A 15,517-nucleotide genomic window follows, 5' to 3' on the forward strand; every position below is an offset into this window, starting at 1 on the left:
TAGCAGAACCCTACGGGGTGAAAAACCGCCCGGGCCACCCGCCACGAGCGGGTGCCATGCAGCAATTGGGCTGCGGGCCTGGCCGGAAGTTCCACCGTCTTCAGCCGCCGATAAAGCCGCAGTTCACAGAACAGGCCTCCCCCGCTAAGGTGGGCCGCTGACGTTAGGCAAGGCCGTGGCCAGGAGTAAACACATGCAAATCCACCCGATCCTCCCTGAGGAAATCGAAACCGTACGGCTGTTTCTCGGGGCCAATGGCTGGGGCCACCGCATCGGGTCGCCCTCGCACTTTGCGCAATTGATCGCCCACTCCCAGCACACTGCCGTGGCGTTCAAGGATGGACAGGTGGTCGGTTTTGCCCGTGGCATCAGCGACGGTCTGTCCAATGGTTACCTGTCGATGGTGGTGGTCGCCAGCGAACACCGGGGCCAAGGCATCGGCCGTGGGCTGGTGCAGCAGATCATGGGCGACGACCCGCAGATCACCTGGGTATTGCGCGCCGGCCGTCCCGGTGCCGAGGCGTTCTTCGAAAAACTGGGGTTTGCCCGCTCGAACATCGCCATGGAACGCCCGCGACATCCTGCATAATCCCTGCCCCACTCACCGCCACCGTGCAAGGAAGCCCCATGTCCGACCTCGATAACACCTCCGACACCTGGCCACCTGCCGATTGCCCGGCCTTGGCATGGCCGGCGCTGCCCGATCCGCAGGCGCACCTGGCCTGGTATCAGGCCGTGATCAAGGCTTACGCCGCCCTGTGGGAGGGCCATGTCTCGGCCCCCACCCTGACACCGGTCGCTGAAGGCGCCATCCAGGCGCTGGAGCAGCAACTGGGCTGCGCCCTGCCCGCGCCCCTGCGTCAGTACCACCTGCAACTGGGGGCGCTGTCCCTGGCCGAAACCCTGTGCAGCGTGCAGCACGGCCCGGTGTGCATCCAGCCGCTGCTGGCGGCCTATCCCGGCATCACCGATATCTATGAAGACAACCTGGACCTGCCGCTGGTCGAGGCCCTGGTCGCGTTTGGGGATTACCTGGGCAACGGCAATATGTTCTGTTTCCACCGCCAGGACGGGGCGGTCTACTACTTTGACCATGACACCGAGCCGGCCCTGACGCGGTTTTTCGATTCAACCCAGGACTACCTCGACGCCCTGATGCTGCGCTGCCTGGCTGAGGTCCACGACGACGATGACGCCGGCGAAGCGCTGCTCGGTGCCCGCTATGGCGAGAGCCTGGTGCGCAAGTGGCTCTACTGATCAAGGCTCAATCGGTGGCCTTGTCCACCGCCAGGCCGATCAGCACCAGGGGCAACAGGGCAATCACGAACACCGTGGTCCAGGCGCCGATGTAGGCATCGTCGAACTTGTCGCCCAGGCTGCGTTTCGCCTTGGGCGCCTCGGCGCGTTCCAGCTTGGCGTCCAGACCACAGGTGTAACTCCCGGCCGGCTCACCGCCCGGGGCCTGGCAGGCATCACTGCTCAGGCTGGCATAGCGATCGCCGACATTGCGCGCCCGCCCAGGGACGAAGCAATGATCGAAAGGCTGGTGGCGATACAGAGCGTGCGGTTCATGACTCGTTCCTTGAGTGCGGGGTGACCTGGAGCCGGGCTCGGGGAGAGTAAGGTACACCGGGTGGCAAACGCCATATGATGTGCGCCGTCACTGTTATCAGCCCTGCGAGCCTATGAACCCAATGTCCGAGCTTCCCTGCTACGACGGCAGCTGCCTGTGCGGCGCCGTGCGCTATCGCCTGCACCAGGCGATCAAGGCGGTCAGCCACTGCCACTGTGGCCAGTGCCGCAAATCCCACGGCGCCGCCTTTGCCTCCTACGGCAGCGTGCGGCGCGCGGCCCTTGAATGGCTCGGCGGCCAGGACCAGCTGCGCGCCTATCGCTCATCACCGACGGTGCTTCGCGAATTCTGCGGGGTGTGCGGTTCAAGCCTGTTCTGGTCGAACAGCGCCGGCGACTTCCCGGACTGGGTCTCGGTGGCCCTGGGGACCCTCGACAGCGAGTTAGTAGCGGCGCGCCAACAGCATATCCACGTCGACTCCAAAGCCTGCTGGCTGGACATCACCGACACCTGGCCGCAAATACCCTAGCGGCCAGCGACGGGTCAGGAACCGCCTTTGACCAGCGCTGGCTGCTCCTGGTAGCGCTGCGGGTACAGCTGTTTCAGGTGGGCAACCTTGGGCAGGTCGTTGACCACGATATAGGGGTACGCCGGATGCTCAGTGAGGAAGTCCTGATGGTAATCCTCGGCTGGGTAGAAGCCTTTGTCGTGCTCCAGCCGGGTGACGATGGGCTTGCCGAACACATGGGCCGCGTCGAGCTGGGCGATATAGGCCTGGGCCACCCGTTGTTGCTCAGGGCTTTGCACAAACAGCGCCGATCGGTATTGCGTGCCGCTGTCCGGGCCCTGGCGGTCGAGTTCGGTGGGGTCGTGAGCCACTGAAAAGTAAATCTGCAACAGGCTGCCGTAGCTGACCTGGGTCGGGTCGAAGGTCACCTGCACCGATTCGGCATGCCCGGTATCACCGTCGCTGACCCGTTCGTACCGGGCGGTATCGGCCGCGCCCCCGGCATAACCGGAAACCGCGCGGTGCACCCCTTTCACATGCTGGAATACCCCCTGCACGCCCCAGAAACAGCCCCCGGCAAAGACTGCGGTTTCGCTGTGGGCCTGGGAGATTTCATCCAGGGCCGGGGCCGCGATGACCACCGGTTCTTCACTGCGGCCAAAGGAAAAAGCCCAACACTGGCCGACCACCCCGGCCATGGCCAGGCCCAGTAACAAGCGTTTGAAAGACGTGTGCATGGCGCATGACTCCTGACAGAAAGGTACGGCGGCTCAACCGAAAGTGAAGGCGTAGGCCGAGACACCCGGGTCGAGAAATTCAATGCTGAAAGTGCGATCGCCCACCGCACCCGGCTGGCGCAGCAGTTGGTACAAACGCTGTTCGGTGACGCTGCCGCTGCCATCCGGGGCGACGTCGACACCGTGGGCCGCGCCCGGGGCCTGGCCATCGATCGTCACCTTGAAGCGCACCGGCTTGCCGTCGGCGCCCGGGCCGAGCACCAGGTGCAGGTCACGGGCATGGAAGCGATAGACAATCCCCGCCCCGGCAGCCGAAGCCACCGCGCGTTCGGCGCCCACTTGCCACTGGCCGTTCAGGCCCCAGTCGTTCAGGGTCAGGCTGGCGGGGGCCTGGTAGGCCGCCACCGTGTCGGGAGCCAGGCTCGCCTCGGGCACAAAATGCTCGGAGCGTTGATAGCCGACGTAGGTTTCCGGCGAAGCCACCGTGCTCATGTCGGGTGCCTGCTGCACGCCCCGGGCATCGGCCTGGATCAGGCCGCCGTTGACGTTGCCGTTGCCGGCTTCACGCAACAGCTGCTGGATCACCCGTTCCGATTCGGCATAGTCGCCCTCGCCGAAGTGGTGATAGCGGATCCGCCCCTGGGCGTCGGCAAAGTAGTGGGCCGGCCAGTATTCATTGTTGAACGCGCGCCAGATCCGGTAATCGTTGTCGATCGCCACCGGGTAGGTGATGCCGAGATTTTTCATGGCTTTGGTGACGTTGCCGACATCGCGTTCGAAGGCGAACTCCGGCGCGTGCACGCCAATCACCACCAGCCCCTGGTCGCGGTATTTCTCGGCCCAGGCTTTGACATACGGCAGGGTCCGCAGGCAGTTGATGCAGGAGTAGGTCCAGAAATCCACCAGCACCACTTTGCCCTTCAAGGCTTGCGCATCCAGGGGCGGCGAGTTCAGCCATTGCACCGCACCGTCGAGCGCCGGCAACTGGCCCTCGATGGGCAGCGCGGGGTCCTTGGCGGTCGCTTTCATCGCGCCACCGGCGGCCATCATGCTGCCGCCGCCAGCGTCCCGGGGTGGCAGGTTTTGCGCCATCATCGCCCCGCCGCCGTTCGCCGATTTGCCCGCCAGGCGCCCAACCAGTGCCTGCTCCAGGCTGCCGGTGGAGGCCGTGGAGACTTGCGCCAGAATCCCAGTGTCCAGGCCCAGGGCGATGGCCACAACCCCGACCAGCATCGCGGCGCCCAGGCCGCGGCGCAGCCATTCACCGGCGCCGATCGTGCGCTTCATCGCGGCGTAGACCTTGCCGCCCAGCAACAGGGCCACGGCCAACGAGGTGGCGGCACCGGCCGCATAGGCCAGCAGTAACAGGCTGGTGCCCAGGTTCGCCCCCTGCAGGGCCGCGCCGGTCAGCAGCAAGCCGAGAATCGGCCCCGCACACGGCGCCCAGAGCAGGCCTGTGGCAACACCAATCAGCAACGACGCCCCAGGCCGTGGCCGGGCATCGTTGCCCGCGGCTTGCGACAGCCGGCTGCCGGCTGCCACCAGGGGCCGGGTCAGGCGTTCGGCCAGGTGCGGCAGCAGCAGCGTCAGCCCGAACAGCGCAACGCACAGCAATGCGAGCCAACGCCCGTACTGATTGACGTGTACCACCCAACTCCCGCCCACCGCCGCCAGGGTGGCGACCAGGGCGAATGTCAGGGCCATCCCCACCAGCAGCGGCAGGCCACTGCGCACAAACGGCTGCCCGGTGCGGGCGAAGACAAAGGGCAATACCGGCAGAATGCACGGGCTGACGATGGTCAGCACACCGCCGAGATAAGCGAGAAGTAGCAGCCACATGGCGACGACCTTTTTTCAGTGAGTAGAAGAATGTGTCCAGGGTTCACGCCGCGTGCGGCGCGAAATTCATTGCCACGCCGTTCATGCAGTAACGCAGGCCCGTGGGCCGCGGGCCGTCGTCGAAGACGTGCCCCAGGTGCCCGCCGCAGCGTCGGCAATGCACTTCGTTGCGCTGCATGCCGAAGCTTCGGTCGCTGCGGGTCGCCACGGCCTGCTCCAGGGGCGCCCAGAAGCTCGGCCAGCCGGTGCGGCTGTCGAACTTGGTGCGGGAAGAGAACAGCTCCAGGGCGCAGCCGGCACACCTGAAGGTGCCGTCACGGTGTTCGTCATTCAGCGGGCTGCTGTAGGCGCGCTCGGTGCCCTCCTCGCGCAGCACCTGGTACTGCCCGGCGCTGAGCAGGGTGCGCCATTCGCTGTCGCTGTGGCTGACCTCGAACACCTCATCCGCCCGGGCCTCGCTGATCAGCACCGGGCTGCCGACCAACCGGGGCAGAACCCCAATGGCCAGGGCCGCTGCACCGAGGCTGCCACCTACCCGCAGAAACTGTCGCCGTGAAAACATGAGCCTCTCCCGAAAAATCACCGTGGTTCGCGTTCAACACAGCCTAGGCTTGAGGTGGTCGCCAAATCCTCACGCACAGTTAAACAATTCGTGATAACTCGAGGCGCGCAAACCCCGCACAATAAGCGCCTTACGCAGCGAGGCCCGGAGTACCGATGGAACAGCCCAAACGCGTCCTGGTGGTCGAGGACGACACCCACATCGCCGACCTGATCGTCTTGCACCTGCGTGACGAGCAGTTCGAGGTGGTGCACAGCGCCGACGGCAATCAGGGCCTGCGCCTGCTGGAACAAGGCGGCTGGGATGCGTTGATCCTCGACCTGATGCTGCCCGGGGTCGACGGCCTGGAAATCTGCCGCCGCGCCCGCGCCATGACCCGCTACACCCCGATCATCATCACCAGCGCCCGCGCCAGCGAAATGCACCGCATCCTCGGCCTGGAACTGGGGGCCGACGACTACCTGGCCAAGCCGTTTTCCATGCTCGAGCTGGTGGCGCGGGTCAAGGCCCTGCTGCGCCGGGTCGATGCCATGGCGCGCAACCTGAAGATGGACGCCGGCAGCCTGGCCCTGGACGGCTTGGCCATCGACCCGCTGACCCGCGACGTGGCGCTCGACGGCCGGCGCCTGGACCTGACGCCGCGCGAGTTCGACCTGCTGTACTTTTTCGCGCGCCAGCCGGGCAAGGTGTTCTCGCGCATGGACCTGCTCAACGCAGTGTGGGGCTACAGCCATGATGGCTACGAGCACACGGTCAATACCCATATCAACCGGCTGCGGGCGAAGATCGAAAGCGACCCGGCGCAACCGACGCGCATCCTCACGGTGTGGGGGCGCGGCTATAAATTCGCCGCGAGCCAGGAGCCCGCATGAAACTGACCCTGACCCAGCGCCTGTCCCTGGTCTTCGCCCTGCTGTTGCTGGTGTGCTGCGGCACCTCGGCATGGCTCCAGGTGCGCGCCAACCAGATGCATGAGCTGGAGGTGGTGCAGGGCCTGTCCCGCGACCTGGCCCAGCACATCGCCCGCGACACACAGTTGATGGATGCCAACGGCCTGATGCCCAGTGCCCTGCGCGAGCTGTTCAGCCAGTTGATGCTGGTCAACCCCAGTGTCGAGGTGTACCTGCTCGACCCCACGGGACGGATCGTCGGCAATGCCGCCCCCGAGGGCCGCCTGCGCCGGGAACAGGTGGACCTGGCACCGGTACAGCGCCTGCTGGAGGGCGCGGCGCTGCCGATTCTGGGCGATGACCCGCGCAGCCTCGATGGGCGCAAGGTGTTCAGCGCTGCCCCGCTGAAGGTCAACGGCCAGCCGGCCGGCTACCTGTACGTGGTGCTGCTGAGCGAAGAGCACGACCGCTTCGCCGAACGCGGCGCCACCAGCGCGGCCTTGAACATCGCGTTATGGTCGATCGGCCTGGTGGCCCTGCTGTGCCTGATCGCCGGGCTGGCGGCCTTTGCCCTGATCACCCGACCGTTGCGCAAGCTGACTGACACCGTCAGCCAGTTCGACATCGATGGCGCCCCCAGCGCCCCGGCCACGGACACGACCCCACCGCTGCCCGCCGAGGGCCACGATGAAATCGCCGTGCTCGACGCCACCTTCCGCCACATGCAGAGCCGCCTCAGCGAGCAGTGGCGTTCCCTCACCCGCCAGGACCAGGAGCGGCGCGAGCTGGTGGCCAATATTTCCCATGACCTGCGCACGCCCCTGGCGTCGCTGCACGGCTACCTCGAAACCCTGCAACTGAAGGACGCCAGCCTGGCCCCCGAAGAACGCCGGCGCTACCTGGGCATCGCCCTCGACCAGAGCCGCAAGGTCGGTGGCCTGGCGCAGTCGCTGCTGGAGCTGGTGCGACTGGAGCACGGCTTTGTGCAGCCGGTGCTCGAACGCTTCCCCCTGACCGACCTGGTACAGGACATCTTCCAGAAGTTCGAACTCAGCGCCGAGGCGCGCCATGTGCAGCTCAAGGCCAGCTTCGCGCCCAACGTCGGCGCGGTCTGCGCCGACCTCGGCCTGATCGAGCGGGTGCTGACCAACCTCTTCGACAACGCCCTGCGCCATACGCCGGAAGGCGGCGAGATCGAGATCGGCCTGGTGCCCCAGGGGCCGATGGTGGAGGTGACCCTCAGCGACAGCGGCCCGGGCATCGCCGCCGACCTGCGCGAAGGGCTGTTTCTGCGCCCCTTTACCATCGGTGGGGCACGTCGCGATGGCGGCCTGGGCCTGCGCATCGTGCACCGCATCCTGCAATTGCACGGCCTGGAAATCCGCCTGATCGACCTGCCCGGGCGTGGCGCCAGCTTTCGCTTCAGCTTGCCGGTGGACCTCGCCACGGCGCAGCACAAGGCCACGCGGGCGCAAGGCTGAACCCGGCAACCACGAGGGCTTTTCGGCGGGCAAAAAAAGCCGGCAGTCCCCCCAGCGAGGACTCCCGGCAAAAGCGCCTGACATCAGTCGGCGGTGTTACCCCATCATTGCAAGACTTGAGCGCAGTCCCACATCACGCTGGATTTGCGGCGCAGGTACTCGGCGAAGATTTCCTTCGCGGCTTCCGGGTCGATCTGAATCTGCATGGCGTCGACAAACTCGTTCACCGCCGCCACCGCATGGGCGAAGTGATTGCTCTCGGTGCCGCCGGTGTGCACCGTGACCCAGGCCACGGTGGCACGGGCCCTTTCCGCCGGCACGCCCATGTCGCGAACGAACCACTGCTTGTACAGCGGGTGGATGAATTCCACTTCGCCATGGGTGTAGACCTCATGGATCAGCGTGGTCAGCAGCCCTTGCAGCAGGTCGCGATCGCGCAGGCGGCGGGCGTCGGTCCAGTCCTTGAACGACTGCGCCGACGGCAGGCAGTTTTCCTTGAGCAGCCACTGGTCGTCGCCACAGATCGGCGTGGCCATGTTGTAGAACAGGTCCGAGTGCAAGGTGTTGCCCAGGGCGCCCAGGTCCTCGTCGGTGATGCGTTGCAGGCTGCCGCAGGCCCGATAGAGCATTTCGGCGGCTTCGGAGCCCTGTTCCGAGCGCGCCAGCAAGGTGATGCGATTGGCCAGGCCGGAGACGCTGGTGGCCGAGTTGTTGGTCTTCGACCAACTGGCGAAAAAGGTCCTCAGCGCGGCCGGTGACTGATGGCGCGAGGTGAGTTTTTCAAAGGCATTTTCGATATCCACGAGTGCACTTTCTTCACTCCAGAACGCCTCGAACAGGGCATGTTTCAAGACACTGGCTGGCATATCGTTCAAGACCGGTTCAACGATCTTCAACAACTGACTTTGTTGGGTCAGTACGTTACTCATGGTCACCTCACATATTCCTTATTGGATGATGAATCGGGTTGGGGAATGGGCCCGGTCGAGCCACGTCCATTGGCATCGCGAGCGACCGGTGTTGCGGTTGTTCCGGGCTTCCAGCCACTGACCGCGATCATCAGCGACAGCAACTGGAAGCCGATGATCAGCGCCACGCAGCCGGGCCAGCCGAAGCGGCTCCAGATCATGGCCGGGACGACGGCGCCGAAGCTGCCGCCCAGGTAGTAACAGGTCAGGTACAGCCCCACCGCGCCGGCCTTGTTGTGGCGGGCGGTGGCGGTGGTAAAGGAGTTGGCGGCAGCCTGTGCCAGGAAGACCCCGGTGGAGCTCAAGGCCAGGCCGAGCACGATCAGCCACAACGACGGCAGCAGGGTCAGGGCCGAACCGCAGACACCCAGCAGAGCCGCGCCCACCAGCAGCTCAGATTGCGGTCGCGATTTGCTCAGGCGCCCGGCGATCGGGATCACCACCAGGGCCAGCAGGAACACCGCATAGATTGCGCCCAGGGCCGCGGTGCCCAGCTCAAACGGCGCCTGGCTGAGGTAGAGCCCGGCGTAGGTAAAGGTCGCCACTTGCGAAAACAGCACACAAAAGCCCACCCCATAGGCGGCCAGCAGCGGCTTGCTGTACAGCTCGCGTACCGCCAGCAGGCGACTGGGCGCGACCTTGGTCAGCGGGCGCGGATTGGGCGGCAGCAGCACGCCGATCGCCAAGCCGATCAGCAGGCTCGCGGCGGCCAGCAGCTCGAAGGCTTCCCGCCAGCCGGCGTATTCGGTGACCACCCCAGTGACAAAACGCCCGGCAAAGCCGCCGAGCACGGTGCCCGCCACATACAGACTGGTCACTTCGGTGACGCTGCCGCCACTCCAGCGATCGCCGATATAGGCCACGCTGGTGGCGAACACCACCGGAATCAGCATGCCTTCGGCAAAGCGCCAGACCAGCAGCTCGGTAAAGCTGCCGGCATAGGCCGCGAGTACGGCAGGCAGGGCCAGGAGCAAGGAGGCGCCGACAATCACCGAGCGCTGCTCGAAACGACCGGTAAAGCGACTGACAAAGGGGGCGGTGATGGCCACGCCGAGGGTGGTGACGGTGATGCTCCAGCCGGCCTCGCGGACACTCACCTGAAAACCCTGGGCAAATTCCTGGAGGATGCTTTGGGTGGCGTACAGGTTGAGGAAGGCCGCACAGCCACACAGAAACAGGGCGATGCGTGCACAATGCAGGCGCGAATTCATGAAACCGCTCGTTTTATGACGAAGGGCCTTTATAGAATGCGCGACAGGTTGCAAACCAATACCGATTTCGGACCGATCAATACCTAAGGATCAGGATGCTCGACCTACGCAGGTTGCGTTACTTTTTGACGGTCGCCGAAGAGCTGCACTTCGGCCGCGCGGCCCTGCGCCTGCACCTCGCCCAACCGCCCCTGACCCGGCAGATTTCCGCCCTGGAGACCGAGCTGGGCTTTCGCCTGTTCGACCGCACCAGCCGCACCGTGACCCTCACCGCCCAGGGCCGTTACTTCCTGCCCTATGCCCGTGCGGTGCTGGAGCAGGTCGACCTGGCCGAAGTCATCGCCCGCAAGCTGAGCGTGGGCTCGGCCGGGCAACTGTCCCTGGGCTACGCCAGTTCGGTCGCCCTGTCGGATATCTTCAGCCAGGCAATCCAGGCCTTCGCCCAGCGCTTTCCCGCGGTACAACTGACCTTGGTGGAAGGCGCCTCGGGCAGCCAGTGGTCGCAGATTGTCGACGGCCGCATCGATATCGGCCTGAGCCGCCTGACCCCACCCCATGGACAGACCCAGGTGCAGGCCCTGTCCCTGGGTGACGAGCCGCTGGTGGCCGCACTCAGCAGCGATGACCCGTTGGCCAGCCTGGAGCAGGTGAGCCTGGCGCAACTCAGCGCGCAGCCGTTGATTCTGTTTCCCGCCGACTACGGCTCCGGGCTCAACGAGGCCATCGAGCAGCTGTACCAGCGCAATGGCTTGGCGCTGACACCGGGCCCGGCCGGGCGCCAGATCACTTCGATCATCGCCCTGGTGGCGGCCGGCCAGGGCGTGGCCCTGGTGCCCGAATGCACCCGGACCCTGGCCAAGAAAGGCGTGGTCTACCGCCCGCTGACCGACCCCGACGCCACCGCGCAACTGCTGATGCTGACTCGCAAGCAAGGCCGCAGCCAGTTGGTCGAGGCGTTTATGGCGGTCATCGATGAACTCCTGGGCCCATCTAAGGGTTTTGGGGCCGACGGGGGTCGATGATGGCCCATTAAATTCGGGATCGGATCCATCATCCTTTGCCCCAAGGGGCCTGTTCAGCCGTGACAACACCGCCCGGGTCCAATAGATTAGGCGACCTGAAAATGCCCGCGGGCTTTTCACGCCTCAAACCTGGTTAAACGAAGTAGTGGATTTTCAATGCCTGACTCCAACACCGAAGAATCCGTGATCGCCTTGTCCAGCAAGGTTGAATACGAAAACGCGATCAATCTTTCCCAGCATGTGGCCCAGGCCAAGACCATCAGCGAGATGGTCCTCGACGCCTTTCACAGCTCGAAAGAGAGTGATCAGATTCGTGAGCTGCGCACCGCGATTCGCCAGGCCCACGACCGTTTTGACGACGACAAGGCCTACGAGCTGATGGGCGAGCTCAAGCAGCTCAAGGACGCCGAGGCCGCCGACGCCAGCGCCCTGGAAGACCTCAGCGCACGCTTCCCGATCAGCCGCATCCTGTCCAGCTACAAGGACGACCCGAGCTTCCAGGAACTGGTCTACAGCCTGGCCCTCAAGGTGCTGAACCAGACCCACCAGGCCATCAGCAACCCGAGCGGCGGCAAGGGCAAGGCCGCACGGGCCAAGAAAGAAATGGAAGTGTTCGCCATCAGCAAGGACGGCATCAGCGTCACCCTGCCGATGCGCCCGCGCTCCAAGGCCAACGTCGACCGTGAAGCCTTTGAGTTCCTGGGTTTCAGCTTTGTCGGTGAAGGCGATGAAGCCGAGCTGGAAAGCGAGACCTTCCTCGACAAGGACGGCAACGAACAGCCGGCCACCCGTAAAGGCATCGTGACCGCGATCCAGCAGCAGACCGCCTTTGAAGGCTACAGCGCACAGCAGCAGTAACCGCGCCCGCTGTAATAGAAAAGCCCCTTCACGGGGCTTTTTTGTGGGCGATCGATGGGCCGTTCAGAGTCAGAACAGGTAACCGAGAAAAATCCCCGCCCCCGCCCCCGCTTGCACACCGGCATTCATCCCGACCATGACCACCGCGCCCTTGGCCGATTGCAGCAGCTGGCGGTTGACCAACTGCGCGGCGATCAATGACGTCGCCGGGTTGCTGCTGAGGGCCAGGTACAGGGCCAGCAGCTTGGGGTCGAGGCCGAACAACAGCGCGGTGGCCGAACCGCCGACCACCAGGCCCGCCGCCACTTCGGTGTAGACGCAGGGGCCGGTGATGTCATCGCTGGTCAGGTCCCGGGTCTTCAGCGCATCGCTGACAAAGACCTTGCCGGTGCTGGGGAACGCTTCTGCCGCGCCCGCCGCGGCCACACCCGTGCCCTTGATCTTGATGTTGATCTTGCCGATACGCGGCAGCCGTGCACCGATGCCAACCCCCACGCCCACGCCGCCGTAGCGGAAGCTGACGTCCTGGCCCTGGGGCGAGCGCAAGATGATCGAGCCGCCACTGCCGGCGACCAGGGCCACCGTCAGGCCGCCTCCGCTCGCGGTCGAGTACTGCCACTGGCTTTCATTGACCGGTATCGGGATGGAGATGCTCATGGGTTCAAAGTCCTTTCAGAGAGCGTGCAGGGTCTTGGCCCTTGCGCTTGAAAATGCCCGTCAGGCCGGCACCGAGGAAAATCAGCCCGAGGCCGCCCAGCACCCCAGGCGTGGCCCAGAGCGCCATGGGGTCATCGACCACGGCGCTGTTGGCCGGGCGCTCGGCCAGGTAATGCACCTTGACCGGCTGGCCGGCCTGGTAACCGAAGATAAAGCCGCCCTGCGGGTAGGAAATAGCTTCGCCCTGGGCCGTGCTGAATGCGATCTCGGGGTGCGAGCCGCCAGCGTTCAAACCGCTGACCACGCCGTCGGCGGTCAAGGCGTTGTCGAGGAATTCCAGGCGATTGCTGAGTATGTAGCTGGCGATCACCAGCAACACGATACCGATCAGGCTGATGAGCAGGCTGCGCAGAATGTGCAGCCAATGGGACTGAGGGGGGTGAGCCATGGGCGGCCTCGTTCTTCTTCCGTGAAATAAGGGAGGCCACGTTAACAGCAACGTCACCGAGGAAAAAATCCCTGCCGCGACGCTGTGAGCCACTGCTCAGAAATACGTCAGGAGCCGGCCTGGCACGGGCAACACTGGCGAAGGTGAAAAAGCCGCGCGCAGAGCAGGAAAAACTTTGTCTGCAATCGGCGCCGGAAGTTCCGGAGGCGGGGCACAACAGGCGCAACGCTTCTGGGCGCCAAGCCCTCTCCCCCGGTAATCCCCCCGCAGCCTGATCATCTCAAGCCAGTGGATCAACACTCACCTGGCGGGGCGCTGCCTAAGTCCATTGGCTCGCCCTCGATCAACCCTTCACTGCAGATTGAGTTTGCCTTTCAGGGCCTCCATGACCGCGGCCTTGTTGCCCAGGTACTCATTCAAGCCCTTTGCACGAAGGTTGCAGGCATCGCAATCGCCACAACCACTGCCGAGCACGCCGTTGTAGCACGTCAGCGTCTGCTGGCGAATCAGCTCCAGTTGATGGTGGTAGTCGGCCAGGGCCCAGGTCTGCGCCTTGTTCAGCCACATCAGCGGTGTCTCAAGGCGCAGTTTGTAGTCCATGCCCAACTCGAGGGCCTTGTTCAGCGCCTTTACAAACTCATCCCGGCAATCCGGGTAGCCGGAGAAGTCGGTCTCGCAGACCCCGGTAATCACGCATTCGGCCTGGACCTGATAGGCATAAATCGAGGCCAGGGTTAAAAACAGGATATTTCTTCCCGGCACGAAGGTGCTGGGCAAGCTTTCGCCCGAACTGTTCACGGTCGGAACCGGAATATTGTCCCGGGTGAGGCTGCTGATCGCCAATTCGTTGAGCAGCGAAGCGTCCAGCACTTTGTGGACGGTGGCCCCCAGCTGTTTTGACAGTTGCTGCGCGGCGTCGATTTCTGCGCGGTGACGCTGGCCGTAATCAAAGGTAATGCAGTGCACTTCATCGTAGAGCGGCAATGCGTGGATCAAACAGGTGGTTGAGTCCTGCCCGCCACTGAATACAACAACGGCTTTTTTCTTCATCATTCTGCTTCCTGCATAAGTGGAATCACGTCGGTAGTTTAAACGGCGCACTCTATAAAAAGCCCCGTGCTTCTTTCGAAGACGGGGCTTTTTTCCGGGGCTTGCGGATCAGCCCCTGGCGGCGCCGCCGGCCATGCGCCGCAGGATAGCCCTGTCACCTTTGACGCAGTGCAGGATCAGCGCCGCCACATGACCAACGATCAGCAGCAACAGGGTCCAGCCCAACAGGCTGTGGAAGTTGTTGCCCAGCTCGGTCATCCACTGGATTTTCGGCCCCTCGAAACCACTCATCACCGGCACGCCAAACGCGGAAAAAGCGCGACCCGAGCCGTACTGGCGCAACAGCCCGAGAAACGGAATGGCGAACATGGCCGCATACAGCAAGCCATGCCCCACAGTCGCGGCGAGGTTGACGCTGGGCGGGCGACGATGGCGATTCAACAGGCTCCAGAGCAGCCGCACCAGCAGCAGGCCCATCAGCAGCAGGCCCACTTGCTTGTGGGTCGGCCAGAGAAAGGTGTCCAGGGCCGAATCGGCCAGCAGGTAGTGGGCACCGGTGGTGCAGTAGATCCAGGCAAAGGCCACTGCCATGGCCCAGTGCAGTCCGCGACTGACAGCGCCATAACGCGCGCTCGAGTCGAGCATTTCGATACGGTTTTCCATTACATCCACTCAGGCTTCATCAACAAACGGGCAATTTTACCCAGCCAGGGAGTGGGACAGGTCCGAAAACCTTTAAAGGATATGTAACGGGACATCTGCTGCATGAAAAAAGCCCCGCACTTCCTTCGAAGGCGGGGCTTTTTTTACAACGTCTGCAGCTTAGGGCGCGTACGTCAGCAGCAACGCAGCGGGCGCTTTGAAGTCCAGGGACATCATCACGCTCAAGGCGGTAATGGTGAAGATCGAGAACACGAACAGCTTGCGTGCCCAGACCGTGTCATCCACCGCCTTGTAGCCGGTCCAGGCCATGTACAACCAGTACATGCCCATGGCCGCGGCCACCGCCAGGTAGCTCATGCCGGCATAACCACTGAATGTGAGCATCAGGGTCGCCACCAGGAACGCCAGGATGTAGAGCAGGATGTGCCGCTTGGCCACCAGGATCCCGCGCTTCACCGGCAACACCGGAATCGATGCCGCCAGGTAATCGTTGAAGCGGAAGATCGCGATGGCGTACGAGTGCGGCATCTGCCACAGGCTGAACATCACCAGCAGGGTCAAGGCGGCCATGTCGAAGCTGTTGCTGACGGCGACGTAACCGATCACCGGCGGCATGGCTCCCGACAGACTGCCCACCAGCGTGCCGTGAACCGAGCGACGCTTGAGGTACAGGCTGTACAAGCCGACATAGATGACAAAACCGATGACGGCAAACAACGCTGCCAGCGGATTGGCCACTTTGTACAACAACACCACGCCCGCCACACCCAGGACAGTCGCATAGACCAGCGCCAGCTTCAGGGAGATCAAGCCCTGGACCAGCGCGCGGTTCTTGGTGCGTTCCATCTTCAGGTCGATGTCACGGTCGATGCAGTTGTTGAACACGCAACCGGACGCTACCACCAGAGAAGTGCCGATCATGGCCGCCAGGAAGATGGCCAGATCGACATGCCCTTTCGAGGCCAGGAAGAACCCGCCTGCCACAGAAAGCACGTTACCGAAAATGATCCCCGGTTTGGTGATTTGGATAAAGTGCTTGAGCGACATCGG

The 15,517-nt window shown here is 64.0% G+C and carries 18 protein-coding genes; 7 read left to right on the forward strand and 11 right to left on the reverse strand.

The window, feature by feature from the left end:
* Nucleotides 1-193: 193 nt before the first annotated feature.
* A complete protein-coding gene (locus ACOZJV_RS24505; RefSeq protein WP_201127793.1) occupies nt 194-589 on the forward strand; it encodes a GNAT family N-acetyltransferase in 396 nt (131 codons plus the stop codon).
* Nucleotides 590-627: 38 nt separating this feature from the next.
* Complete coding sequence (locus ACOZJV_RS24510) at nt 628-1,257, forward strand: SMI1/KNR4 family protein (RefSeq protein WP_421548704.1); 630 nt, start codon at nt 628-630, stop codon at nt 1,255-1,257.
* 7 nt (nt 1,258-1,264) lie between these two features.
* Here ACOZJV_RS24510 and ACOZJV_RS24515 read toward each other — a convergent pair whose 3' ends face one another.
* A complete protein-coding gene (locus ACOZJV_RS24515) occupies nt 1,265-1,630 on the reverse strand; it encodes a hypothetical protein (RefSeq protein ID WP_421548705.1) in 366 nt (121 codons plus the stop codon).
* Nucleotides 1,631-1,694: 64 nt separating this feature from the next.
* Here ACOZJV_RS24515 and ACOZJV_RS24520 point away from each other — a divergent pair, with 64 nt between their 5' ends.
* Nucleotides 1,695-2,102, forward strand: a complete 408-nt coding sequence (locus tag ACOZJV_RS24520) for a GFA family protein (RefSeq protein WP_078472367.1) — start codon at nt 1,695-1,697, stop codon at nt 2,100-2,102.
* 14 nt (nt 2,103-2,116) lie between these two features.
* On the opposite strand, the gene msrA is transcribed toward ACOZJV_RS24520, so the two are convergent.
* The 3 genes from msrA to msrB are packed head-to-tail and all read right to left on the reverse strand — an operon-like array spanning nt 2,117 to nt 5,219.
* On the reverse strand, nt 2,117-2,818 hold the full coding sequence (gene msrA / locus ACOZJV_RS24525; protein ID WP_421548706.1) for a peptide-methionine (S)-S-oxide reductase MsrA: 702 nt from the start codon (nt 2,816-2,818) through the stop codon (nt 2,117-2,119).
* A 33-nt stretch (nt 2,819-2,851) separates the two neighbouring features.
* On the reverse strand, nt 2,852-4,657 hold the full coding sequence (locus ACOZJV_RS24530) for a cytochrome c biogenesis protein DipZ (RefSeq protein ID WP_421548707.1): 1,806 nt from the start codon (nt 4,655-4,657) through the stop codon (nt 2,852-2,854).
* A 43-nt stretch (nt 4,658-4,700) separates the two neighbouring features.
* A complete protein-coding gene (gene msrB, locus ACOZJV_RS24535) occupies nt 4,701-5,219 on the reverse strand; it encodes a peptide-methionine (R)-S-oxide reductase MsrB (protein WP_421548708.1) in 519 nt (172 codons plus the stop codon).
* A gap of 155 nt (nt 5,220-5,374) precedes the next feature.
* On the opposite strand from msrB, the gene ACOZJV_RS24540 reads away from it, so the two are divergent.
* Nucleotides 5,375-6,091: a response regulator transcription factor gene (locus tag ACOZJV_RS24540; RefSeq protein ID WP_078472371.1), complete on the forward strand. Its 717-nt coding sequence runs from the start codon at nt 5,375-5,377 to the stop codon at nt 6,089-6,091.
* Entirely contained in the window at nt 6,088-7,590 is a 1,503-nt protein-coding gene (locus ACOZJV_RS24545; protein ID WP_078472372.1) for a sensor histidine kinase, read from the forward strand. The genes ACOZJV_RS24540 and ACOZJV_RS24545 overlap by 4 nt, the downstream gene beginning before the upstream one ends.
* 104 nt (nt 7,591-7,694) lie before the next feature.
* Here the strand turns inward: ACOZJV_RS24545 and ACOZJV_RS24550 are convergent, their stop codons facing one another.
* On the reverse strand, nt 7,695-8,519 hold the full coding sequence (locus ACOZJV_RS24550) for a hypothetical protein (protein ID WP_078472373.1): 825 nt from the start codon (nt 8,517-8,519) through the stop codon (nt 7,695-7,697).
* Between the two features lie 2 nt (nt 8,520-8,521).
* On the reverse strand, nt 8,522-9,769 hold the full coding sequence (locus ACOZJV_RS24555; protein ID WP_201127804.1) for an MFS transporter: 1,248 nt from the start codon (nt 9,767-9,769) through the stop codon (nt 8,522-8,524).
* Nucleotides 9,770-9,864: 95 nt separating this feature from the next.
* Here ACOZJV_RS24555 and ACOZJV_RS24560 point away from each other — a divergent pair, with 95 nt between their 5' ends.
* Nucleotides 9,865-10,791, forward strand: coding sequence for a LysR family transcriptional regulator (locus ACOZJV_RS24560; protein WP_421548709.1), 927 nt, complete (start codon nt 9,865-9,867; stop codon nt 10,789-10,791).
* 156 nt (nt 10,792-10,947) lie between these two features.
* Entirely contained in the window at nt 10,948-11,649 is a 702-nt protein-coding gene (locus ACOZJV_RS24565; protein WP_020297513.1) for a hypothetical protein, read from the forward strand.
* Nucleotides 11,650-11,718: 69 nt separating this feature from the next.
* Here the strand turns inward: ACOZJV_RS24565 and ACOZJV_RS24570 are convergent, their stop codons facing one another.
* From ACOZJV_RS24570 to cyoE, 5 genes are all read right to left on the reverse strand, one after another.
* Complete coding sequence (locus tag ACOZJV_RS24570) at nt 11,719-12,306, reverse strand: hypothetical protein (protein ID WP_078472376.1); 588 nt, start codon at nt 12,304-12,306, stop codon at nt 11,719-11,721.
* Nucleotides 12,307-12,310: 4 nt separating this feature from the next.
* Nucleotides 12,311-12,754 carry a DUF3592 domain-containing protein gene (locus tag ACOZJV_RS24575; protein WP_421548710.1) on the reverse strand — a complete coding sequence of 148 codons (444 nt, stop codon included), beginning with the start codon at nt 12,752-12,754 and terminating at the stop codon, nt 12,311-12,313.
* 351 nt (nt 12,755-13,105) lie between these two features.
* Nucleotides 13,106-13,804, reverse strand: a complete 699-nt coding sequence (queC, locus tag ACOZJV_RS24580) for a 7-cyano-7-deazaguanine synthase QueC (RefSeq protein WP_078472378.1) — start codon at nt 13,802-13,804, stop codon at nt 13,106-13,108.
* Between the two features lie 108 nt (nt 13,805-13,912).
* Nucleotides 13,913-14,467: a cytochrome b gene (locus ACOZJV_RS24585; RefSeq protein WP_078472379.1), complete on the reverse strand. Its 555-nt coding sequence runs from the start codon at nt 14,465-14,467 to the stop codon at nt 13,913-13,915.
* A gap of 159 nt (nt 14,468-14,626) precedes the next feature.
* The gene (cyoE, locus tag ACOZJV_RS24590; RefSeq protein WP_020297518.1) at nt 14,627-15,514 is read right to left on the reverse strand and encodes a heme o synthase; all 888 of its coding nucleotides are present in this window, start codon (nt 15,512-15,514) and stop codon (nt 14,627-14,629) included.
* Nucleotides 15,515-15,517 lie beyond the last annotated feature (3 nt).

Origin of the sequence: Pseudomonas sp. QD4, assembly GCF_049199125.1 — a bacterium.
Taxonomy (GTDB): domain Bacteria; phylum Pseudomonadota; class Gammaproteobacteria; order Pseudomonadales; family Pseudomonadaceae; genus Aquipseudomonas.